The 21,101-nt window shown below is 69.1% G+C and carries 21 protein-coding genes; 12 read left to right on the top strand and 9 right to left on the bottom strand.

All coding sequences use genetic code 11. The features are described 5' to 3' along the window. Nucleotides 1-21: 21 nt before the first annotated feature. The 3 genes from thiS to VB739_RS01525 are packed head-to-tail and all read right to left on the bottom strand — an operon-like array spanning nucleotide 22 to nucleotide 2,346. On the bottom strand, nucleotides 22-261 hold the full coding sequence (gene thiS, locus VB739_RS01535; RefSeq protein WP_323355383.1) for a sulfur carrier protein ThiS: 240 nt from the start codon (nucleotides 259-261) through the stop codon (nucleotides 22-24). Then, nucleotides 258-1,340: a thiamine phosphate synthase gene (locus tag VB739_RS01530; RefSeq protein ID WP_323355382.1), complete on the bottom strand. Its 1,083-nt coding sequence runs from the start codon at nucleotides 1,338-1,340 to the stop codon at nucleotides 258-260. Before VB739_RS01530 ends, thiS begins: the two co-directional genes overlap by 4 nt. A 43-nt stretch (nucleotides 1,341-1,383) precedes the next feature. Next, complete coding sequence (locus tag VB739_RS01525; RefSeq protein ID WP_323355381.1) at nucleotides 1,384-2,346, bottom strand: bifunctional riboflavin kinase/FAD synthetase; 963 nt, start codon at nucleotides 2,344-2,346, stop codon at nucleotides 1,384-1,386. Nucleotides 2,347-2,409: 63 nt separating this feature from the next. On the opposite strand from VB739_RS01525, the gene VB739_RS01520 reads away from it, so the two are divergent. Next, a complete protein-coding gene (locus VB739_RS01520; protein ID WP_323355380.1) occupies nucleotides 2,410-2,991 on the top strand; it encodes a DUF3611 family protein in 582 nt (193 codons plus the stop codon). Here VB739_RS01520 and surE read toward each other — a convergent pair. Next, on the bottom strand, nucleotides 2,976-3,794 hold the full coding sequence (surE, locus tag VB739_RS01515; RefSeq protein ID WP_323355379.1) for a 5'/3'-nucleotidase SurE: 819 nt from the start codon (nucleotides 3,792-3,794) through the stop codon (nucleotides 2,976-2,978). The two genes, VB739_RS01520 and surE, sit on opposite strands and share 16 nt — an antisense overlap. Nucleotides 3,795-3,867: 73 nt before the next feature. Here surE and pheS point away from each other — a divergent pair, with 73 nt between their 5' ends. From pheS to VB739_RS01495, 4 genes are read left to right on the top strand one after another with little or no spacing between them, the layout of a single operon-like run. Beyond that, complete coding sequence (gene pheS / locus VB739_RS01510; RefSeq protein WP_323355378.1) at nucleotides 3,868-4,875, top strand: phenylalanine--tRNA ligase subunit alpha; 1,008 nt, start codon at nucleotides 3,868-3,870, stop codon at nucleotides 4,873-4,875. A 41-nt stretch (nucleotides 4,876-4,916) separates the two neighbouring features. Next, nucleotides 4,917-5,843 (top strand): NAD(+) kinase, encoded by a 927-nt coding sequence (locus tag VB739_RS01505; RefSeq protein WP_323355377.1) that lies wholly within the window; start codon nucleotides 4,917-4,919, stop codon nucleotides 5,841-5,843. Further along, nucleotides 5,840-6,520, top strand: a complete 681-nt coding sequence (locus VB739_RS01500) for a response regulator transcription factor (RefSeq protein ID WP_323355376.1) — start codon at nucleotides 5,840-5,842, stop codon at nucleotides 6,518-6,520. Before VB739_RS01505 ends, VB739_RS01500 begins: the two co-directional genes overlap by 4 nt. Then, on the top strand, nucleotides 6,517-7,026 hold the full coding sequence (locus VB739_RS01495; RefSeq protein ID WP_323355375.1) for a DUF192 domain-containing protein: 510 nt from the start codon (nucleotides 6,517-6,519) through the stop codon (nucleotides 7,024-7,026). The genes VB739_RS01500 and VB739_RS01495 overlap by 4 nt, the downstream gene beginning before the upstream one ends. Here VB739_RS01495 and cbiE read toward each other — a convergent pair. Then, a complete protein-coding gene (cbiE, locus tag VB739_RS01490) occupies nucleotides 6,980-8,275 on the bottom strand; it encodes a precorrin-6y C5,15-methyltransferase (decarboxylating) subunit CbiE (protein ID WP_323355374.1) in 1,296 nt (431 codons plus the stop codon). The genes VB739_RS01495 and cbiE overlap by 47 nt on opposite strands. Nucleotides 8,276-8,312: 37 nt before the next feature. Here cbiE and VB739_RS01485 point away from each other — a divergent pair, with 37 nt between their 5' ends. Further along, nucleotides 8,313-8,564 carry a hypothetical protein gene (locus VB739_RS01485; RefSeq protein ID WP_323355373.1) on the top strand — a complete coding sequence of 84 codons (252 nt, stop codon included), beginning with the start codon at nucleotides 8,313-8,315 and terminating at the stop codon, nucleotides 8,562-8,564. Here VB739_RS01485 and VB739_RS01480 read toward each other — a convergent pair. Then, nucleotides 8,546-10,693, bottom strand: coding sequence for an acyltransferase family protein (locus VB739_RS01480; RefSeq protein ID WP_323355372.1), 2,148 nt, complete (start codon nucleotides 10,691-10,693; stop codon nucleotides 8,546-8,548). The genes VB739_RS01485 and VB739_RS01480 overlap by 19 nt on opposite strands. Nucleotides 10,694-10,780: 87 nt before the next feature. Here VB739_RS01480 and VB739_RS01475 point away from each other — a divergent pair, with 87 nt between their 5' ends. From VB739_RS01475 to VB739_RS01460, 4 genes are all read left to right on the top strand, one after another. Continuing rightward, the gene (locus tag VB739_RS01475) at nucleotides 10,781-13,288 is read left to right on the top strand and encodes a GH116 family glycosyl hydrolase (protein WP_323355371.1); all 2,508 of its coding nucleotides are present in this window, start codon (nucleotides 10,781-10,783) and stop codon (nucleotides 13,286-13,288) included. A gap of 80 nt (nucleotides 13,289-13,368) precedes the next feature. Further along, nucleotides 13,369-13,827: a DUF3122 domain-containing protein gene (locus VB739_RS01470; protein WP_416233286.1), complete on the top strand. Its 459-nt coding sequence runs from the start codon at nucleotides 13,369-13,371 to the stop codon at nucleotides 13,825-13,827. A gap of 26 nt (nucleotides 13,828-13,853) precedes the next feature. Further along, nucleotides 13,854-14,933, top strand: a complete 1,080-nt coding sequence (gene ribD, locus VB739_RS01465; RefSeq protein ID WP_323355368.1) for a bifunctional diaminohydroxyphosphoribosylaminopyrimidine deaminase/5-amino-6-(5-phosphoribosylamino)uracil reductase RibD — start codon at nucleotides 13,854-13,856, stop codon at nucleotides 14,931-14,933. 243 nt (nucleotides 14,934-15,176) lie between these two features. Next, nucleotides 15,177-15,980, top strand: coding sequence for a glycosyltransferase family 61 protein (locus VB739_RS01460; protein ID WP_323355367.1), 804 nt, complete (start codon nucleotides 15,177-15,179; stop codon nucleotides 15,978-15,980). 28 nt (nucleotides 15,981-16,008) lie between these two features. On the opposite strand, the gene VB739_RS01455 is transcribed toward VB739_RS01460, so the two are convergent. From VB739_RS01455 to VB739_RS01445, 3 genes are read right to left on the bottom strand one after another with little or no spacing between them, the layout of a single operon-like run. Further along, a complete protein-coding gene (locus VB739_RS01455) occupies nucleotides 16,009-16,491 on the bottom strand; it encodes a DUF427 domain-containing protein (protein ID WP_323355366.1) in 483 nt (160 codons plus the stop codon). A gap of 4 nt (nucleotides 16,492-16,495) precedes the next feature. Next, complete coding sequence (locus VB739_RS01450) at nucleotides 16,496-16,750, bottom strand: Nif11-like leader peptide family RiPP precursor (protein WP_323355365.1); 255 nt, start codon at nucleotides 16,748-16,750, stop codon at nucleotides 16,496-16,498. Nucleotides 16,751-16,776: 26 nt separating this feature from the next. Further along, the gene (locus tag VB739_RS01445) at nucleotides 16,777-17,481 is read right to left on the bottom strand and encodes an SOS response-associated peptidase (RefSeq protein ID WP_323355364.1); all 705 of its coding nucleotides are present in this window, start codon (nucleotides 17,479-17,481) and stop codon (nucleotides 16,777-16,779) included. 107 nt (nucleotides 17,482-17,588) lie between these two features. Here VB739_RS01445 and ftsH point away from each other — a divergent pair, with 107 nt between their 5' ends. Continuing rightward, complete coding sequence (ftsH, locus tag VB739_RS01440) at nucleotides 17,589-19,484, top strand: ATP-dependent zinc metalloprotease FtsH (RefSeq protein WP_323355363.1); 1,896 nt, start codon at nucleotides 17,589-17,591, stop codon at nucleotides 19,482-19,484. 52 nt (nucleotides 19,485-19,536) lie between these two features. Next, nucleotides 19,537-21,057 carry a hypothetical protein gene (locus tag VB739_RS01435; RefSeq protein ID WP_323355362.1) on the top strand — a complete coding sequence of 507 codons (1,521 nt, stop codon included), beginning with the start codon at nucleotides 19,537-19,539 and terminating at the stop codon, nucleotides 21,055-21,057. Nucleotides 21,058-21,101 lie beyond the last annotated feature (44 nt).

Genomic DNA, 21,101 nt, shown 5'->3' with positions numbered 1-21,101 from the left:
AGACCTTTTGATGACGGGAATCTAGGAACCCCCTCCCACGATGGTGACCACTTCCAGCACATCGGATTCCCCCACGGACTGGGCGGCCCAGCGCTCCCTGGGCAGGATCTCGCCGTTGAACTCGACCACCACCAGGCGCGGCTGATAGCCGAGGGTCACTAGCACCGCATCGAGACAAAGACCCGCCGGGCAGGGGCGCGTTTCACCGTTGACCCGCAGCCGCAGCCCCCCCGGCTCATTCCTTGCAGATGCGTCCGTCACGCCCCAGACTCCAGTCCCGCCAGCAGGGCAGCGGCGGCGGCCCCGGGATCCTCTGCCTGGGTGATGGCCCGCACGACAGCCACCCGCTCCGCCCCGGCCCGGCGCACGGCCGCCAGGTTGGCCAGGTCGATGCCGCCGATGGCGAAGAAGGGCAGGGGGCATTCCGCGGCCGCCTGGCTCACGTAGGCCAGCCCCACCGGGTCGCGGCCCGGCTTGGTGGGGGTGGCCTTGACGGGCCCCACCCCGACATAGTCGCAACCGTCGGCAACCGCCCGATGCAGGTCTTCGAGGCAGTGGGTGCTGCGACCGATCAGCCGGTCGGGCCCCAGAAGACGACGGGCCACGGCCGGCGGCAGGTCGCCCTGGCCGAGGTGGACGCCATCGGCCCCGACGGCCAGCGCCAGGTCAATGCGGTCGTTGACCAGAAACAGGGCCCCATGGCGTTGGCAGAGCTGGCGCAGCGCACTCGCCTGGGCGAAACGGCGCCGGTCATCGGGGACGTCGCCGGCTTTGGCGCGGTATTGCACCAGACGCACCCCCGCCGCCAGGGCGGCAGCCACCACCTCCTCCAACCCCTCCACCGGACTGGTGACGAGGTACAGGTGGCAGCGGCGCAGCAGGGCCCGGCGTTCGTCGCCGCCGCGGCCGGCCTGGATCAGATCCACCTCCAGGTCGTAGAGGGCATAGCGAATCGCCGCCGCGTCGGCCGCCAGCGCGGAATCCTCCATCCGACCGAACTCCTCCAGCACCCGCAGGGCCTCCTGCACCCGGCCCGCATTGGCGGCCAGGACGCTGGCGCCGTTCTGACGTTCGGCCTGGGCTGGGTGGGTCATGCCTGCGGCCGGGTCGCTGGCGGTGTGCCGCGCCAGCTTGTAGCGCTCCTGGTGCAACCGCCCGAGGCGCTGGCGCAGGTCCTTGCAGCGGGCCACCAGGTCGGGACGGTCCAGGGCGAAGCGGGCCCAGTCCTCCAGCACCCGCAGCCCCTCGCGGGCCCGATCGAGGTTGGCATCGAGCAAGCGTTCGATGGCGGCGCGCTCGCTGTCGAGGGTCGGCGACGGAACTGGGGGCTGCGGCGTCACCGGACTGGGGGGGGTGAGGTCTCCAGGGTATGGGAGGGGTCCGTCAGGCGAGAGGAGGGGGAAACGAAGGTCCGCACCAGGAGTCACATATCTGCAGCGCCTGGTCGGCATCCAGGCGGATCTGGCGACTGAGGGCCTCGAGACTCTCAAACGTCTGCTGCCGACGCAGCAATCTCAGGGGCTGGACGGTCAGCCGAGCGCCCGCCAGCTCGAGGTTTCGCTCCAGCAGGTGCACCTCCACCGCCGAAGGCGCCAGGGGGTCCACCGTGGGCTGGGGGCCAAGGTTCATCACCGCCGCCATCGCCCCAGCCTCGCCGTCCCGCCAGGCCAGGGCCGCGTACACCCCTTCCAGCGGCAGGAACTTGCGCCCATCCACCGCCAGGTTGGCGGTAGGCCAGCCCAGCTGGCGGCCCAGGCCGCGGCCCTGCACCACCGGGCCGCTGAAGCGGTAGGGGCGCTCCATCAGGCGTCCGGCCTCATCAATGTTTCCGGCCGCCAGGGCACGCCGGATGCGGCTGCTGCTCACCCGCTCGGCCCCGTCCCACAGCATCGGCAGCACCCGCACATCGATGCCGAGGGCGGCGCCGATGCGGGCCAGATCATCCACGTCACCGCTGCGGTCGACCCCGAAGCGGAAGTTGGTGCCCACGGCGATGCGGCAGGCCTGGAGCTGCTCGGCCAGCACCTCCTGCACAAAGCGCTCCGGCGTGAGCGCTGCGAGCTCACGGGTGAAGGGCACCAGCACCAGTTGTTCGATGCCGAGGGGTGCCAGCAGCTCCAGCTTCTCCTCGGGCAGATCCAGCCTCAGCCGCGTCTCCCCGTGGAGCACCTCCCGGGGGTGGGGCCAGAAGCTGACCACCGTGGGCACCACCCGCTGCTGCGCCACCGGCTGCACCTCGGTGACCGCGGTGATCACCCGGCGGTGGCCCCGATGCAGTCCATCGAAGCTGCCCAGGGCGATGGCCGTGGGTCGCAGGGCGTTGCGCGGGTCGTGAAGGGGGATCAACGGCCTGGGCCCTCGCCGGCTGGATCCTCCCATGCCAAGTTTGGGATCACCGTTCCCGTCTCCATGGCCGACCAGCTGGACCTGCAGCGCATGGCCGACGCCCTTCGCCGCACGGCCTGGGTGCGCTTCTGGGTCCAGCTGGCTCTCGGGGTGGTGGTGGTGGTGGTGCTGGTGTTCAACAACATCGGCGGCCGGCTGGCGGCCAACTCCTCTCGCGCCCTGGGGCTGGGCCCCGGCCTTTCGCTCACCACCCTCTCGTTCCTCGTTCTGCTCTGGAGTCTGTGGCAATCCTGGCTGGTGGTGCGCTGCGGGCGTGCCCTGGCCAGCCCGGTACGCCCCAGCCGGGGGGAGACCTCCCGGCTGGTGAAGCGGGGCCTGGTGGTCGATGTGGCCGGACTGACCCTGGCCGCCGTCGGCTACCAAGCCCTGGCCGGCAGTCTGTTCGTCCAGGCCTCCCAGCAGGTGCCCGGCTTCCTCGGGGCCCAGTTGCAGGCCACGCCGGGCAGCGGCGGTCGGGTGGTGGGGCTGCCGATCACCTCGATCGAGATGCTCTCGGTGCTGAGCAACACCCAGGTGCTGTTCGCCCACCTGATCGCCCTGATCCTGAGCCTCTGGCTGCTGCAGCGGATCTATCGCAAGACCTGATCGCCCTGGCCAAGAGCCTCCATGGCCGGCAATGACGCGATGGAACCGCGCCAGAAGAGTTCGGGCTGCAGGGGCGTCAGGGACGATCCACCCTGCTGCACCCAGGCCACATCGGTGGGCCAGTCTGCCGGGCCCGCTCCCGAGCCCTCCAGATCGTCCACCACCTCGCCAGCCAGCCAGTAATAGATGCGGCCACGGGGGTCGGTGCGCTTCTCGAACTGATCGATGTAGCGCCGCACCGCCGTGCGGCACCAGCGCAGGGGCGCGAGGGCCTCGGCGGGTCGCGGTGGCACGTTGAGATTGAGCAGCATCCCCTCGGGCCAGCCGCCGGCATGCATGTGCTCGGCCACATCGAGAGCCAAGGCCGCCGCCGCCTCGAAGCGACGCCAGTGAAAATCAGCGCTGCTCACCGCCAGGGCGGGCAGGCCCTCGATCGTCCCCTCCATGGCCGCCGACACGGTGCCCGAATAGAGGACGTCGGTGCCGAGGTTGGGGCCGTGGTTGATGCCGGAGAGCACAAGGTCGGGGGTCTGCTCCAGCAGCCTGAACAGGGCCAGCTTGACGCAGTCGGAAGGGGTGCCGCTGCAGGCCCAGGCGGTGACACCCGCAGCGAAGAGTTCGTCGGCCCGCTCTGCCCGCAGCGGGGTCTGCAGGGTGAGGCCATGGCCAGTGGCGGAGCGTTCCCGGTCGGGACAGACCACGGTGACCGCATGGCCGCGGGAGGCCGCCTCAGCCGCCAGGGCCTGGATGCCATCGGCAAAGACTCCGTCGTCGTTGCTGATCAGGATCCGGAGCGGTGCCATCGGCCTCGACCGCGGGGACTACCGGAAAGCTAGACGCTGCTGCCTACAGTCGCTTTCTTCCCTGATCTGTCCCGTGAGCGCCACCGTCAGCCTGCAGCAGCTCACCGACCAGCTGGAGCACCTGGAGGCAGAGGCCGCCGCCGCCATCGCCAACGCCAGCGATGCGGCCACCCTTGAGGAGCTGCGGGTGGGACTGCTGGGCAAGAAGGGTCGGCTCTCGGGGGTGCTGGGAGCCATGGGCCGCCTGCCCGGTGAGGAGCGTCCCCTGGTGGGTCAGCGGGCCAATCGGCTCAAGGACCAGGTGCAGCACCTGCTCGGCGCCCGGCTCGAGGCCGTGCGCAACGCCGCCATGGTGGAGCGGTTGGAACGGGAACGGATCGATGTGACGGCGGGCTGCAGCTACGTGCCCCCCGGCCACCGCCATCCCCTGCAGAGCACGATCGAGGAGATCGTCGACATCTTCGCCGGCCTCGGCTACCGGGTTTCCGAAGGGCCCGAGATCGAGACCGACCACTACAACTTCACCGCCCTGAACATCCCGGAACACCACCCGGCCCGGGACATGCAGGACACCTTCTACCTCGGTGGGGACCGTCTGCTGCGCACCCACACGTCTCCCGTGCAGATCCGCCATCTGGAAGCCAACCCGCCGCCGGTGCGGGTGATCGCCCCCGGCCGGGTGTACCGCCGCGATGCGGTGGATGCCACCCACTCCCCGGTGTTCCATCAGGTGGAGGTGCTCGCCCTCGACGAGGGGCTCGATTTCAGCCATCTGCGCGGCACGGTCACCACCTTCCTGCAGCAGTTCTTCGGCGATCTGCCGGTTCGCTTCCGGGCCAGTTACTTCCCCTTCACCGAACCCTCCGCCGAGGTGGACGTGCAGTGGCGGGGTCGCTGGCTGGAAGTGATGGGCTGCGGGATGGTGGATCCGGCGGTGCTCGAGGGTCTGGGCCTCGATCCGGAACGCTGGAGCGGTTTTGCCGCCGGTCTTGGGGTGGAGCGGTTCTGCATGGTGCGCCACGGCATTGACGACATTCGCAGGCTGTTCAGCAGCGATCTGCGCTTCCTGGAGCAGTTCTGATCTCCCCCCATAAACTCAATGGTCTCCCCCGCCTGCGATCGGTGCCCCGGGTCGGACTGATCGTCAACGACGGCAAGGATCTGGCGATCAGCACCGCCGACCTGATCGAGAGCCGGCTGAAGGCGGCGGGGATCGAGGTGGCGCGGGTGAGCAGCTCCGGTGGCGTGGTGGGTTTCGCCAATCCCGACCAGCACCTGCGCTCCAGGGGTTACGCCGCCTGCGTCCCGGCCAGCTTCGATGCGGAGATGGCCCTGGCGGTGGTGCTGGGGGGAGACGGCACGGTGCTCTCCGCCGCCCGCCAGACCGCCCCGATCGGCGTGCCGATCCTGACGATCAACACCGGCCATCTGGGCTTCCTGGCCGAGGCCTACCTGAAGGACCTGGATCAGGCCCTGGCCCAGGTGGTGGCGGGGGAGTGGACCGTTGAAGAGCGCTCCATGCTGGTGGTGAGTGTGATGCGCGGCGAGCAGCGGCGATGGGAGGTGCTCTGTCTGAACGAAATGGCCCTGCACCGGGAGCCGCTCACCAGCATGTGCCACTTCGAGATCGCCATCGGCCGCCACGCCCCCGTCGACATCGCCGCCGACGGGGTGATCCTTTCCTCCCCCACCGGCTCCACGGCCTACGCCCTCAGCGCCGGTGGCCCGGTGATCACCCCCGATTGTCCCGTGCTGCAGCTGACCCCGATCGCCGCCCATTCCCTCGCCTCCCGGGCCCTGGTGTTCAGCGACCAGGAGCCGGTGACGGTGTTTCCCGCCACCCCCGAGCGGTTGATGATGGTGGTGGACGGCAGCGCCGGTTGTTATGTCTGGCCCGAGGACCGGGTGCTGGTGCGGCGCAGCGAACATCCGGTGCGCTTTGTGCGCTTGGCCGACCACGAGTTTTTCCAGGTGCTGCGCAACAAACTGGGCTGGGGCCTGCCGCACGTGGCCAAGCCGTCCAGCAACCACGCCGACGCCCCACTGTGACGCCGACTCCCCCGCCGACCGCGGTGTTGCTGGTGGGCCCGGAGGCCACCGGCCTGGCTCCCAGGCTGGAGGTGTCCGGCTACAGCACCCAACAGCAGGAGCCTGGCGATGCGCTCCCTGCGGCGGTGATCCTGTCGCCTGGATGCGAGCAGCGGATTCCGGAGCTGCGCCGCCGGCTGGGGGCCCGCCCCCTGCTGCTGGGCATCACCAGCGACAGCGTGGAGAGCCGCAGCCATTGCCTGGAGTGGGGGGCCGATGATTTCTGGCTGCCCAGCCTCGGCACCAGCGATCTGCTGACCCGGTTGCGGCTGCACCTGGCCCTGGCCCAGCGGCAGGCCCCAACGCCGGTGTCCGCCCTGCTGACGCTGGCGACTCTGCGGATCGATCTGGTGGCCCGCCAGGGCTGGCGCGGGCAGCGCCAGCTCAGCCTGACGGCCCGGGAGTATCAGCTGCTGCTGTTGCTGCTGCGCCACCAGGGATCGGTGGTGAGCCGGGAGCGCATCCTGGAAGAGATCTGGGCCGACCAAGGCGGGGGGGCCAGCAACGTGATCGAGGTGTATGTGCGCTACCTGCGCCAGAAGCTGGAACAGGAGGGCGAATCCCGGCTGATCCACACCGTGCGGGGCCGTGGCTACTGCCTCAGTGAAGGTCGGCCCCCCGCGGGGCCTGTGCCATGAGCCGTTCCATCCTCCGGCGATGGGCCCTGCCCGGCGTGGTCCTGCTGGGCGGCTGCGGACCGGGTTTGACCCAGGTGCCACCGCAGTTTCTGCCCATCACCGCCCAGTGGTGCCTGGAGGGGCCGACGCCGGCGCGCTGCATCCAGCTGGAGGTGCCCCGGGGCGAGCGCCAGCAGGCCATGGGGTTGCAACTGCGCCCCCCCTTGCCCCACCTGCGTGGCATGTGGTTCCCCTACGCCCCCCCCGCGGTGGCCAGGTTCTGGATGCACCGAACCCCGGAACCCCTCGACATGCTGTTCATCCGCGAGGGTCGCGTTGTGTTCCTCGAGCGTGCCGTGCCCCCCTGCATGAACCTGCCCTGCCGCAGCTACGGCCCCGACACGCCGGTGGACGGGGTGCTGGAGCTGGCCGCCGGCCAGGCCGCCGTGCTCGGCATCACTGTGGGCACCCCGGTGCGGATCACCCCGCTGCCGGGCGCGTCCCCTTCAGCACCAGCACCGGATTGAGGGGCGCCAGGCGTGTGCCCTCCGCCAGGGGAGCGCCACGCCAGGCCTGGATCTGGGTGACGGCCACCCCCAGGCCGGCCTGCTCCAGCAGAGGACGGCACAGGGCCAGTCCCTCCACCGTGGCCAGGGGCATGACGACCACCCCACCGGGCCGCAGCCGGCCCAGCACCGTCTCCAGCAGCAGGCTGCGCCCAGCACCACCGCCACCGATCAGCACGCGATCGGGGTCGGGCAGCGACGCCAGGGCCGCCGGGGCCTCCGCCTCCAGCACCCCCGCAGGCCGCACGCCCAGCCGGGCCGCATTGGCGCCGATCAGGGCGGCGGCCCCAGCCCGGCGCTCCACGGCCCACAGGGTCAGCCCGGGGCGCAAGCGCAGCGCCTCCAGCCCCACCGATCCCACCCCTGCACCGATGTCCCACAGCACGCCCGTCTCGAGCAGATCCAGATCGGCCAGCAGCTGGATGCGCACCTCCCGCTTGGTCATCAGTCCCGGCTGGTCGGCATGTTGCAGCCAGAGGCCATCGGGGATACCGAACAGGGGCAGGGCCTCCGGCGCGGGCACGGCCGGCTCGGCGGCGATCAAGAGCACCAGGTGCAGGGGATCGAGATCCGGCGGCAGGGGGTCGGCGGGCGCCAGCTGCTGCAGACGCTCCGCCGGATGGCCAAGGCGCTCCGCCAGCCAGAACGCATAGGAGGCCTCCAGCCCCGAAGCTCGCAGGAGTCCGCGCACCTCGGCGGCGCCCCCCCGAGCCGGATCGGTCAGCACCGCCAGGGCGGCGGGCCGCTGCTGCAGCCGCGCCGCCAGGGGCTCGGGATCGCGGCCATGCAGGCTGATCCAGGAGGCGTCCTGCCAGGGGCGGCCCAGGCGGGCGAAGGCCAGCTGCAGGGAGGTGGGGGCCGGGTGGAAGCGGATCCGCTCGGCGGGAAGGTGCTGCAGCAACAGCCGACCGATACCGAACCAGAGGGGATCGCCGCTGGCGAGCAGCACCACCCGATCACCAGCGGCGAGGGACTGCTGCAGCCGCGGCAGCAGGTCGGTGGGCCGGTCGCTGGCCAGCAGCTCCGGCCCCGGGGCCTCGCCGCGCCAGGTCGCGATGTCCGCCAGCAGACGCCGGGGGGCCGCCACCAGATCGGCCCGCAGGATCTGCTCCTGCCAGTGGCGGGAGAGGCCCGCCAGCCCGGCGGCATCGGTGCCGAGCACCTCCAGCAGCGAACCCTCCAGCCGTGCCCCTGCGCCACTGCTGGCCATGATGCTCCCCACGCGTGCCAGCCCCACACCCTTGCCCATGAGCGATCGACGCCAGCGCATCCACACCCTGGTGCTGGCCCTGCTGGCCCACCAGAGCGATCTCGAACTGCTCGAGGACGATCGGGCCGGTGCAGGCGGCAGCCCCCTGGGGAGCGGCGGCGACCCGGGCAGCTGGCTGGAGCGCAACCGGCGGGTGGTGCAGCGCTACCAGTCCCTGGTGCGCAGCGCCGTCACCCTCGATGCCCTGATCGAGCAGGAACTGGGCAGCGATCAGCTGGGGGGCGGCTGAACGTGGCCCTCGGGCGTGGACTTGGAGACAGCCAGGCCTTTGAGGAAGGCCATCAGCCGCGGGTAGAGAAGTAGGGCCCCATGGTTCGTGAGGTGGATCCCATCGCTGTAGAGGAGATCATCTCCCCTGTGGGTAGAGCAGAACGAGGACCCAGGTGGACAAAGGCTGTCGAAGGGCCGGAAGAGCGCCGTTCCCGGTGTCGTCTCGACGAGCTGCTTGAGAAAACGATCCAGGGGCAAGAAGTGCTCAAGCTGCTCCTGGCGGGGGACCAGTTTCGGTCTGCATTCGGGGACCATGGCCCAGGCAGGACGGAACCACTCCCGCTGGCAAAGTGCCAGGGGGCCACTGACCTTTTTGTCTGGAAATGAGGGCATCGGTGCCACGATGATCAAACCCGCTCCTCGTTGGCGCAGGGAGCCGGCGAGGGCGCGTATTGCCAGGGTGTAGTTCGTCTGCGCCTGCAGCCGCTGTGGTCCCTCCAACTTGTCGAAGTAGCCGGCCAGGTTCGAGATCAGAATCAGCAGATCACCGGCGGAGAGAAGCGGCATCAGTGCATCCAACTCGCGATCGGCGAAGGGCTTGCAGAGTCGGTAGCGCACTGACCGATCTCGGTCATCACTCCAGGGGGAGAAGAATGGAACAGGACAACCTCCACGCGCAGAGAATGCCACGTTGTACCCGCCATCGGTGAACATTTTCCCACCGAGCGGGATCAACATGTGGCTGAGGCTGTCCCCGGCGAAATGGACGGTGGGACGGAGGCGTTCCCCCTGGGTTCGACAGAGTTCAGGCCGATGATTCCCAGGCACTGGATCCGTCGGCTCCTGGAAGCAGTGCGTTGTGTCGACGGTCGTAGCGACGATGCGCTTGTTGTTGACGCTCTGGCCGACAGCATGGCTGCGGTCGCCGATGAACAGCCGGCCCAATAAAGGGCCCTGGAGGCCCACGCTGAAAACAGCGGCCAGCACAGTCATCGCCGGGTAGGCCAGTCCGGAGCGCCCCAGACAGGGGATGGCGGGATGGCCATAGCGGAACCGGCACTCGAGCCGGTAGGAGAGCGCCGTGCACAGGGTGATCACCACCAGGACCGGCAGCAGGGTCAGGCCGTTGAAGCCCACCGTCCAGCGGGCCAGCACGATCACCGGCCAGTGCCAGAGATAGAGGGAGTAGGAGACCATGCCGATGGCGAGGCTGATGGGATGGCAGAGCCACCGGCCGAGACCTGTGGTGGGCCCCAGCAGGATCAGAAGCGCCGCCGTCAGCGCGGTGATCCCCAGGGTGGTGCCCATTCGCCAGGCCTCCGGCAGAACCAGAAGCGCCAGCACCGCCAGGGCCGCCAGCAGGCTCAGGGGCTGCCGCCAGCGGGGCAGGGTCAGCCAGTTGCCCAGATCGCGGGCACTGCCGCTGCCCCGATGCAGCAGATAGGCGCCGCAGCCTGCCGTCAGTTCCCAGAAACGGGCTGTGGTGAGGAAGAAGGCCCGCTCGGAGTCCCCCCTGAAGCTGAGTCCCAGAAAGAGCGCCAGGGACAGGGCCAGGAGCAGCAGGCTGGCGATCTTGAGCCGCCGCAGACCGGCAGCACCGGCCCCGGCCAGCCCGAGACCACAGAGCAGCAGCACCGCCGGCCAGACGAGATAGAACTGCTCCTCCACACCCAGCGACCAGGTGTGCATGAAGGCGTTGAAGTGGTTGTCGGTGGCGAAATAGTTCGAGCCCTGCCGCAGCAGATAGAGATTGGAGACACCGAAAAGGGCTGCCGTGCCGGTCCGCATGACCGGCGCAAAGAAATCATCGAGCGGCGAAACGACCATCGAGAACAGGGCCGAAACGATGGCGATGTTCACCACCAGCGCCGGCATCAGGCGCCGGATGCGGCGTCCATAGAACCGGCGCAGGAATTGCCAGCGGCTGCCGTCCCGCCTGGCCAGCAGGGAGGACGTCACCACGTAGCCCGAGATCACAAAGAAGATGTCCACCCCGAGAAATCCACCCGGCAACCAGCGGGGATCGAGGTGATTGATCAGCACCGCGATGACGGCCACGGCGCGCAGGCCGTCGATTTCGGGGCGGTAGGCCCTGGACCGCTGCGGCGGCCGGAGGCCCGAACCGAAAAGCCGCACCAGAGGATTCACGCCATCCAGACCGTTGCTGGCAGGGTAATGGCGGTCCCTCTGGGCATCCGCCAGCTCTGACAAGCTGGGCGCACCTCATCTGGCTCCATGGCGCCCTTCGGCCTCTCCGCTCTCCAGAACCTGCGGCGCGGCAGGACGCCCTGGCAGCCACCCGAGGCCAGCTGGTCGCGGCCGTTCGGACAGGGCTGGAGTCAGCCCTACACGGTCCGCTACGCCAGCAACCTCGATGACGGCCCCAACCACGGCATGCCCCTGGGGGGCTTCGGCGCCGGCTGCCTGGGGCGGGGCATCGACGGCGCCTTCAACCTCTGGCATCTCGACGGTGGCGAGCACTGGTTCGGTGTCCTGCCCGATTGCCAGTTCGCCCTCTTCGAGCACGACGGCCGTGGGGCACGGGCCCATGGCTTGGCCACGGCGCCCCAGCGTGACGATTCCCGGCCTGGGAGCGGCCAGCCGCTGACAGCCTGGAACTGGTATCCCGCCGCCAGCGCCGAGCAGCCGAGCGGCAGCGTGGCGGTGCGCTACCCGGTCAGCTCCCACCACTACGCCTCGGTCTTCGCCGCTGACGTCCGCTGCGAGGCCTTCAGCCCGATCCTGCCGGGCGACTACCGGCGCACCAGCTACCCCGTCGCCATTTTCGCCTGGACGCTGAGCAACCCCACCAACCAGCCGCTGGAGCTGTCCCTGCTATTGAGCTGGCGCAACACCGTCGGCTGGTTCACCAACACCGATCCAGCGGCGGAAGTTCACTTCCGTGACGACGGCAGCCCGGAACACAACTACGTGCCGGCGATCGGCCGGGGCCAGGGTCAGCGCAACCGCTGGGTCGAGACACCAGGAATGAAGGGGATCCTGCTGGAGGGCGAACGGTCGCAACCCCTGACGGAAGGGGAAGGCCAGTGGTGTCTGGCGGTGCCCGATGAGGTGGCACTGAACCACCCGGGGGTGGAGGTGTTTCGCTGCAGCCGCTGGGATCCCAGCGGCGACGGGGCGGAACTCTGGGAACCCTTCAGCCGCGACGGCTCGATCCCCGACAGCAACAACGACCGCCGCAGCACCGGCGACGATCCCCTCAGCGCCGCCCTGGCGGTGCGCTTCCGGCTGGAGCCGGGCGCCTCGCTCGAGATCCCGATGGTGATCAGCTGGGATCTGCCCGTGACGGCCTTCGCCACCGGCACCCGGGCCCTGCGTCGCTACACCGATTTCTTCGGCACCGAAGGCGAGAGCGCCGCCGCCATCGCCAGCGAGGCCCTGGCCGAGTGGCGCGACTGGCACGCCGCGATCGGGGCCTGGCAGGCGCCGGTGGTGCAACGCCACGACCTGCAGGAACCGTTGCGCATGGCCCTGCTCAACGAGCTCTACGACCTGGCCAGCGGCGGCAGCCTCTGGACCGCCGCCAGCACGGACGATCCGGTGGGGCGCTTCGGGGTGCTCGAGTGCCTCGACTACGCGTGGTACGAAAGCCTCGACGTGCGGCTGTATGGCTCCTTCGCCCTGCTGCAGCTCTGGCCCGAGCTCGACAAGGCCGTGCTGCGCAGCTTCGCCCGCGCCATCCCCGCCGCCGACCCCACGCTGCGGCCGATCGGCTGGTACTTCACCCAGGGGCGGGGCCGGGTGGAGGCGGCCCGCAAGGTGGCGGGTGCCACCCCCCACGACCTCGGGGCCCCCAACGAGCGCCCCTTCGACGCCACCAACTACACCGCCTACCAGGACTGCAACCTCTGGAAGGACCTGGCCAGCGATTTTGTGCTGCAGGTCTGGCGCACCTACAGCCTGGCGCCCAGCGGACCGGACATCGCCTTCCTGGCGGACTGCTGGTCGGCGGCGGTGACCGCCCTCGACTACCTCAAGCAGTTCGACGTCAATGACGACGGGCTGCCCGACAATGGCGGTGCCCCGGACCAGACCTTCGACGACTGGCCCCTTCAGGGGGTGAGCGCCTACTGCGGCGCCCTCTGGATCGCCGCCCTGGAGGCCGCCCTGGCCATCGGCCAGCAGCTGCAGCTGGAACTGGGGCTGGACACCGCCGAGGAGCAACGGCGCTTCGGTGGCTGGCTGGAACAGTCCCGCCGCCATTTCGATGCCCTGCTCTGGAACGGCGAGTACTACGCCATCGATGCCGGCAGCGGCACCCCGGTGGTGATGGCCGACCAGCTCTGCGGCGACTTCTACGCCCGCCTGCTGGGACTGCCGCCGGTGGTGGCCGACGAGCGGGCCCTCTCGGCCCTCCAGGCCATCCGCCAGGCCTGCTTCGAGTCCTTCGAAGGCGGCCGCCTGGGAGTGGCCAACGGCCTGCGCCGCGATGGCACCCCCCTCGATCCCGAGGGAACCCATCCGCTGGAGGTCTGGACCGGCATCAACTTCGGCCTGGCCGCCTACTACCGGCTGATGGGACAGAGCAGCACCGCCTTCGCCATCACCGGTGCCGTCGTGCGCCAGGTGTATGAGGGGGGCCTGCAGTTCCGCACACCGGAGGCGATCACCGCCGCCGGCACCTTCCGCGCCTGCCACTACCTGCGGGCCATGGCGATCTGGGCGCTCTGGGCCACCCACACCGACTGGCAGCCGATCCCCGGAGCCGACCGCCAGCCATGAGCACAGCCGGCCGGTTGGTGGAAGCGTGCCGCCGACGCTGGTGGCAGGCGGGGATCCTTGGATTGATCGTGGTCCCACTCATGGGCCTGGTGCTGGCCATGACCCCGGCCCCGGCCCTGGCCAAGCTGCATGCCCACCCGGATGGCAACGGCACTCCCGTGGTGCGCAGCCTGGAGAGCCTGCGCGACCTCGACGACCAGAGCTGGCAGGTGGTGGCCTACCGGGAGGGGCCGCCCGGCGGGCCGCTGCGACTGCGGATCGTCGGCTACCCCGGCAAAGTGCGCCTCGACCATCCCACCGCCCTGGAGGTGCGCAGCGGCCGTCTGCTCTGGGACCTCGAGGATGTGACCCTCTCCAGTGCCGCCCTGGCCGGTGACACCCGATCCGCCGCGGCCGAATTCGATCTGGCGCCGCTGCTGGCCGATCTGGAGCAGAACCGTCCCCTGCGGCTGCGGCTGCCGCGGGTGTTCAGCGAGCTGGCGGTGCCGCCCTACGTGGTGGCGGAATGGCGCAGCCTCCCCGATGCGCCGGCCGCGTGACCAGGTCCTCCCCCTGGGGCCCCTGGATGGCACGGGCCCTTCAGCTGGCCGCCCTCGCGGAGGGCCGCACCAGCCCCAACCCCCTGGTGGGCGCCGTGGTGCTCGACGCCGGCGGCCAGCTGGTGGGCGAGGGCTTCCATGCCCGCGCCGGAGGTCCCCATGCGGAGGTGGGGGCCCTGGCCCAGGCCGGCGAGCGGGCCCGGGGCGGCACCCTGATCGTGACCCTGGAGCCCTGCTGCCACCACGGCCGCACCCCCCCCTGCTGCGAGGCGGTGATCGCCGCCGGCATCGCCAGGGTGGTGCTGGCCATGGCCGATCCCCATCCCCTGGTGGCCGGCGGTGGCATCGCCCGGCTGCGGGCGGCGGGCCTGGAGGTGATCGAAGGGGTGATGGAAGCCGAGGCGCGCCGACGCAACCACGCTTTCCTGCACCGGGTCGCGACGGGTCGCCCCCTGGGGATCCTCAAGTGGGCCATGAGCCTGGATGGCCGCACAGCCCTGCCCAACGGCGTCAGCCAGTGGATCAGCGGGCCAAAGGCCCGGGGCTGGGTGCACCGCCTGCGGGCCCGCTGCGATGCGGTGATCGTGGGGGGCGGCACGCTGCGGGCCGACGATCCGCTGCTCACCAGCCGGGGGCAGCGCACGCCCGAACCGCTGCGGGTGGTGCTGAGCCGGAGCCTTGATCTGCCGACGCAGGCCCGCCTTTGGAACGGTGCGGCTCCTTCCCTGTTGGCCCACGGACCCGATATTCCTGCAGAGAGAACCGATCTGCTGGTTCGTCTAGCCCAACAAGGCATCGACATCGCAGCGTTACCAGCCTGTGAACCAGCCGCCCTGATGGAGGAGTTGGCCCGGCGGGGCTGTAATCGGGTGCTCTGGGAATGTGGGCCTGCGCTTGCCGCCGCAGCGCTTCGCCAAGACTGCGTCCATGCGGTAGCCGCCGTGGTCGCGCCTCGATTGCTGGGCGGCCAACCCGCCCGAACGCCCCTCGGCAACCTGGGGCACACCTCCCTGGCCGAGACCCGGCTATGGCCGCTGGCCCAGGTCGGCATGATCGGTGACGACCTCCTTTGCTGGGCCCTGCCGAGCGCAGGGGCCTTCCCCTGAACAACCATGTGGATCGAACTTCACGGCCCCGAAAGCTGTGAGTACCGGCTGGAGGATCCATGGCAGCAGCCCACCGGCCGTCTCGCCGACTACCTGGTCCCGATCACAATCGACCCCCAGGCCTACGGAGTTTTTCGGAAGGCCCGTCTGGTGGGCTCTGATCTGGTAGGGGTCGACAAGGATCGACGCCTCGTGGAGGAAACGCTGCATCTCAAGGAACTGACGGTGGCCCAGCGGCGATGTGTGGTGCTGCGCAGCTTCCTGCCCAGGTGCGCGCGTATCGACGCCCCCGTCTGCAGTCTGGTGGACATCAGACGCTGGTCAGGGGCCTATTTCCACTGGTTCCTGGATGCTCTGCCGAGGCTGATCGCTGCTGACGATCACAGGGTCCGTAGCGGAGAGCGGACCCTGGTGATTGTTCCCTCCAGCCTCCAATCCTGGCAAGAAGAGTCGCTCGACCTGCTGGGGGTGAAGGCCGAGCATCGGCTGCCCCACCACCCGCCACGAGGGGGAGGGCTAGAGGTCCGTTGCCTGATCGCCGGGGTGGCTCAGCGCTGGCAACGCCAGGGACTGGCACCCTTCGACGCCATCTCACCTTGGTCGATACGCCAGCTGGCCCAGCGCTTTTCAACCGCGGTATCGATCCAGGACGGTGATTTGACACCGCAGCGGATCTTTCTTTCCCGCCGCGGAGCCCCCAACCGGAATGTGATCAATGAGGATGCCGTCTTGGCACTGCTGAAGCCCCATGGATTCGTTTCTCTCCGCTGCGAGCGCCTTACTCTTCGCCAACAGATCAGTATCTTCCGCAGCGCCACACATATCGTCGCTCCCCACGGCGGCGCCCTCACCAACCTGATCCATGCACGGGGCGGCCATCTGCTTGAACTTTTCCAGGCCCATCATGGTGTACGCCCAGAGTTCTTTCAGTTGGCGGCGATTAACGGTCTGAGTTACCGCTTTCTACTCTGTTCAAATTCCCCTGGAAGCCATGACTTTCATGTCGACATCGATCGCCTCAGGGAGTGGTTGGCGATGACTCTGTAGGTTAACTCTGTAAGCGCAATCTTGGTTCTCATCGGAGTTCCGGGTGCAGGGGGTCCCCCTTGAAGGGCCCCTCGACGGCACTGGTGATCCAACCGCCGTAGAAGCCACCCGGCTGGGGAATCACCCGCTCCCCGTCCACCCAGCAGCCGTCCATCAGCGCCGGGTAACAGGCCAGCCAACCGGCCAGGGGCGCGAAGGCCGGCGTGGGCGAGGCATAACACCAGAGGGCCCGCCGCAGGCGCCGCTCCTGACCCGATTCGTTCGTGGCCACGAGATCGAAGTAACTGGCCACGCCCTTCCATTCGCAGAAGCTCCCCCCGGCGACGGGCTCCAGCAGGCTCAGGTCGACATCCTCCGGGCACAGGTAGAACACCGGAGGATGGAAGGTTTCGAGCACCCGCAGGCTGCGGTGGGTGTCACAGAGCACCCGCCCCAGGGCCTCCACCCGCACCTGCTGGGTACAGGGCAAGAGCAGCGGGGGACGGGGATAGGCGGCAACGCGCTCAGCCATGGGATCAGCCGGGAATGAAGTGGCGTAGACGGCGCGCCTCGGCACCGGCGCGGGCCTGCAGCTCCTCGTCGCTGAGGCTGGCTTCGGCCCGTTGCTGGGCCGCGATCACATCGGCCTCCTCGACGGTGAAGCCGGCCGTGCGGGCCAGGGCCAGGAAGGCCACCAGGTCCGGGGGATCGGCGGGATCGTGGAGGCGGCGATCGAGGGCGGCGTCGGCCCGGGCGTGGGCCAGAAAGGCATCCAGCTGGTCGAGGCTCATGGGACCGGCGGCAGGGCCTGTCCTCTCTAGCCGCCGGCGGGGGCCTCCGGGGCCAGACCGAGCAAATCCAACTGCACCGCCGCCGCCGGGCGCAGCTCCAGCTTCACCGCCTCCCAGGCCACCGGATCCCAGGGAGCCATCAGGGGCTCCAGGGCCCGCAGCTCCGGTCCATCGACGGACGCCAGCCAGGCCTCCTCCAACCCGTCGGGGATGACCACCGGCATGCGGTCGTGCACCCGGGCCAGCAGGTCGTTGGGGGCGGTGGTGAGCACGACGCAGGTCTCGAGTTCACCCCCATCCCCCCCCAGCCAACGCTCCCAGAGCCCGCCGAGCCAGAAGGGCCGCTGATCACGGCGACGGAACAGCCAGGGCTGCTTGAAGGGACGTCCTTCCACCGTTTTTGTCTGCCATTCGTAGAAACCATCAGCGGGGATCAGGGCGCGGCGGTGGCGCCAGGCGCCCCGAAAGAAGGGTTTCTCCCCCACCGTCTCGCTGCGGGCATTGATCGGCCGGCGGCGGGACATCGGATCGGGGCACCAGTCCGGCACCAGCCCCCACAGGGCCAGGGCCACCTCCAGGCGTCCGTGCTCCTGGCGCTGCAGCAGCACCGGTTCCCCTGGCCGCACCTGGGGCCGGGGGGCGTAATGCTCCACAAACCCCGGCGGCATCGGACCCTTCAGCCGGGGCAGAAGCCGATCGAGGCGGGTGGCCAGGGAGTAGCGGCCGCACATGGGGGAGGGGAGAGCCGAAGGGGCGGGCGTTCGGTTCTCCCGACCGGGTGGTGGAACGGCCGGTGACGACCAGACCTAGCTTGGGCCCATCAGCCGTTTTGCGCAGCATGGCCATCCGTCAGGACGACAACCGCCCCACACGGCGGTTCGGCATTGTCAATCTCCTCCTGATCGGTTTCGGCGTTCTGCTGCTGTTCAGCAATTTCCTGCCCAATCCCGCCACCCAGGTGCCCCGGGTGCCCTATTCCCTGTTCATCGACCAGGTGAATGACGACAACGTCAAACGGGCCTACATCACCCAGGACCAGATCCGCTACGAGCTCACCAAGGCTCCCGAGGAGGGGGCCCCCACGGTCCTGTCCACCACACCGATCTTCGACATGGAGCTGCCCCAGCGCCTGGAGCAGCACGGTGTTGAATTCGCCGCCGCCCCGCCGAAGCGGCCCAGCTTCATCACCACGGCCCTGAGCTGGGTGGTGCCGCCACTGATCTTCATCCTGGTGCTGCAGTTCTTCGCTCGCCGCAGCGGCATGGGTGGCGGCGGCGCCCAGGGGGCCCTGAGCTTCACCAAATCGAAGGCGAAGGTTTACGTGCCCGATGAAGAATCCCGGGTCACCTTCGCCGACGTGGCCGGCGTCGATGAAGCCAAGACCGAACTCACAGAGATCGTCGACTTCCTCAAAACGCCCCAGCGGTACATGGACATCGGCGCCCGCATCCCGAAGGGCGTTCTGCTGGTGGGCCCTCCGGGCACCGGCAAGACCCTGCTCTCCAAAGCCGTGGCCGGTGAAGCCAGCGTGCCCTTCTTCATCATCTCCGGCTCCGAATTCGTGGAGCTGTTCGTGGGCGCCGGCGCCGCCCGGGTGCGCGATCTGTTCGAGGAAGCCAAGAAGAAGGCGCCCTGCATCATCTTCATTGACGAACTTGATGCCATCGGCAAAAGCCGTTCCGGCTCCATGGGCGTCGTGGGCGGCAACGACGAGCGCGAGCAGACCCTCAATCAGCTGCTCACCGAGATGGACGGTTTCACCGCCCAGGACAAGCCGGTGATCGTGCTGGCGGCCACCAACCAGCCCGAAACCCTCGATGCCGCCCTGCTGCGTCCGGGCCGTTTCGACCGCCAGGTGCTGGTGGATCGCCCCGACCTCTCTGGCCGCAAGAAGATTCTTGACATCTACGGCAAGAAGGTGAAGCTGGCCGAAGGGGTGGATCTCGACAAGATCGCCCAGGCCACCAGTGGCTTCGCCGGCGCCGACCTGGCCAACCTGGTCAACGAGGCGGCCCTGCTGGCGGCCCGGGTCTACCGCACCACCGTGGAGCAGGCCGACCTCAACGAAGCGATCGAACGGGTGGTGGCGGGCCTCGAGAAGAAGAGCCGCGTGCTGCAGCCCGATGAGAAGAAAGTGGTGGCCTACCACGAAGTTGGGCACGCGATCGTGGGGCACCTGATGCCCGGCGGCAGCAAGGTGGCGAAAATCTCGATCGTGCCCCGCGGCATGGCGGCCCTGGGCTACACGCTGCAGCTCCCCACCGAGGAGCGCTTCCTCAATTCCAAGGAGGATCTCGAAGGCCAGATCACCACCCTGCTGGGCGGCCGTTCCGCCGAGGAGGTGGTCTTCGGTGAGGTCACCACCGGTGCCGCCAACGACCTGCAGCGGGCCACCGACATCGCCGAGCAGATGATCGGCACGTACGGCATGAGTGAAACCCTCGGCCCCCTCGCCTACGACAAGCAGGGCGGCAGCCGCTTCCTGGGCGGACAGTCCAATCCCCGCCGGGCCGTGAGCGATGCCACCGCCTTGGAGATCGACAAGGAAGTGCGTGGCTTGGTGGATAGGGCCCACGAACGGGCCCTGGCGATCCTCCACCACAACCGCGAACTGCTGGAGACCATCTCCCACAAGATCCTCGAGAAGGAGGTGATCGAAGGCGATGAGCTGAAGGAGCTGCTGACCTCCAGCCAACTGCCCGATGTGCCGGTGCTGGAGGGAGTCGCCGGGTGAACCAGGGCCATTCCGACCCACAGGCTTTCCCCGGCGGGCCGTGCGTCCGCCCATGACTCACCCGAGGATCCAGCTCGCGATCAGTGCGCTGCTGATCCTCTTTTTTGTGGTGGCCGCCGGTCGCGGTCTCGGGGACAACTATTCCTACTGGTCGGACGAGCTCTGGTCCGTGTCCGCCAGCCGGGCCGACTGGGGCGTGATGCTGCGGGACTGGCTGATCCCCGACACCCACCCGCCCCTGTACCAGATCCTGCTGAAGCTCTGGATCGGTCTGACTGGCAGCGGCGAAATGGCCACCCGGGGCCTCAGCCTGCTGATGGCTGGCCTCGCCCTGGTGGCCATGGCGTTGTTCACCTCTAGGCGGGGGGCTAGCCGCCGCCTGGTGAGCGTGGCCTTCCTGGGCACCAGCCCGGCGTTCCTGTTCTTTGCGCAGGAATCCCGCAGTTACGCCACCTCCCTGGCCCTCTCGGCCGTGATGCTGGGAGCCGCCCTGGAACTCCGGCAGCGGGGCCTCCATGGCCGTAACGACAGTCCCCTGGCCCGCTGGAGCGACCAGGCCCTGAGAGCGCTGTTCGGCGGGGCCTGCCTGCTCCTCTCCCTCACCCACTACTTCTCGCTGCTGTTCGTCCTGGTGGTGCTGGCGGTGGGCTGCGCCGAGGGCCTGATCCTGCGTCGGCGCCGGGAGGTGATCCCCCTGCTGCTAGCCGTGCTGGCGTGGCCCGCGGCCCATCTGCTGACCAGTTCGTTCTCGAACAAGCTGCAGCGCCTCGACTGGATCCAGGTGCCGCCGATCAGCGGCACCCTCACCGAATTCGCGGGCGGCACCCTGCCGCTGCTGACCCCTGACAGGGCCGGCTCAGAACGGCTCTTGCTGATCGCCATGGGGCTGGCCACAGCCCTGGTGTTCGCCATCACGGCCGGGCCTCAACGCCGGGATCAGGTGGCGTCAGACCTGCCAAGCCTGGCCCTGGGGGAAGTGCGTTTCCTGCTGCTGGCGATCGGCGTCTTCGTCGGAATCATGTTGCCGATCGACCTGATCAAGCCGCTGTCTCAGGCCAGGTATTACATCGTGCTTCTTCCCGCCCTGGCCTACCTCTGCGGCAATGGCTGGGAACTGAGCCGGCGGTTCGCTCCTGTACCAAGGCTCGCCCTGGCCGGCCTGCTGGCGGTCTGGTTCATGTTGCAGTGGCAGCTGGGCCAGCGGGAGCTGAGCCAGAAGCAGGCCCCCCTGCAGAACTACAAGCTGATGGCCACCTTTGTGTCCCGCAGCGGTATCTGCGACCAGGGCTGCTGGAGCGACGGCTGGTTGCTGAACGCCCTCAGCCCTCTCTACTTCGAGCCTGGCCGGCTGCAGCAAGCGCCACGGGAAGCGCTGGCCTTCGCCAAGCCCCTTGAACAACCCTTCCTGGGCTTTCACAGGGCCGTCGATCAGCTTCCGGACCTTCGCGCCGCTAACCCCACCATGACCTGCTGGGAAGCCCCGGCGGTCTGGAAGGGCACCTCCTTCGTCCTGCTTCCCCGCACCAGCACCGCCCAGCCGGCGCGCCATGGCCTGCGCCCCTGCCCCCCTTGACGTGGGGGGGGTCGATCTCGCATAAGGGTTCTTTGGGACGTGGG

It is taken from the genome of Cyanobium gracile UHCC 0281 (genome assembly GCF_034931305.1).
GTDB lineage: Bacteria > Cyanobacteriota > Cyanobacteriia > PCC-6307 > Cyanobiaceae > Cyanobium > Cyanobium gracile_A.
Note: the sequence above shows the minus strand (reverse complement) of the source record. Positions and strands in the feature narration are given on the sequence as shown.